1 protein-coding gene is annotated in these 841 nt (G+C 69.6%); it reads left to right on the top strand.

Annotated elements, in window-relative coordinates:
* Positions 1-13: 13 nt before the first annotated feature.
* On the top strand, positions 14-841 hold an 828-nt coding region (locus tag IE180_RS36000), incomplete at its 3' end, for an AMP-binding protein (RefSeq protein ID WP_268255509.1).

Here is an 841-nt window from a genome sequence, read left to right as displayed (position 1 = left end):
GTCGCACCGGAATCTGGTGTCGACGGTGTCGGGGCAGTCGTACGGGTCGTTCGGTGCGGGTGAGGTGTTCCTGCAGTGTTCGCCGGTGTCGTGGGACGCGTTCAGTCTGGAGTTCTGGGGCGCGTTGCTGCACGGCGGTGCGACGGTGCTGCAGCCGGGGCAGCGGCCGGAGCCGGTGCTGATCGGTGAGCTGTCCCGCAGGCACGGGGTGACGATGCTGCAGTTGTCGGCGAGTCTGTTCAATTTCCTGGTCGACGAGCATCCGGAGGCCTTCGTGACGGTGAGGGTCGCCTTCACCGGTGGCGAGGCGGCCTCCCCGGCGCATGTGCACAAGCTCCAGCGGCTCAGGCCCGGGATCGAGGTCGTCAACGGCTACGGGCCGGCGGAGTCCATGGGCTTCACGACCACGTACACGATCGAGCCCGGCGAGGAGCCCCACGCGCTCATCCCGATCGGCTCGCCGCTGGTGAACAAGGCCGGGTACGTCCTGGACGCCCATCTGAACCTGTGCGCCCCGGGAGTGACGGGCGAGCTGTACCTCGCGGGCGAGGGCCTCGCCCACGGTTACCTGGGCCGGCCCGATCTCACCGCCACCCGATTCGTGCCCCACCCCTTCGGGACGGCTGGTGATCGGCTGTACCGGACGGGGGATCTGGCCCACTTCGACCGGCACGGTCGGCTGCACTACGACGGGCGGGCGGACGACCAGATCAAGATCCGTGGTTTCCGCGTCGAGCCCGGCGAGACCGAGGCCGCGCTCCTGACCCACCCGGCGGTCACCCAGGCCGTCGTCACCGTCCACCACGAACAGCTCGCCGCATACGTCGTCGCCGACGGAGAC

It is taken from the genome of Streptomyces litmocidini, from assembly GCF_014649755.1.
GTDB lineage: Bacteria > Actinomycetota > Actinomycetes > Streptomycetales > Streptomycetaceae > Streptomyces > Streptomyces litmocidini.
The sequence above is the reverse complement of the archived record's forward strand: the minus strand, read 5'-3'. Positions and strand labels throughout refer to the sequence as shown.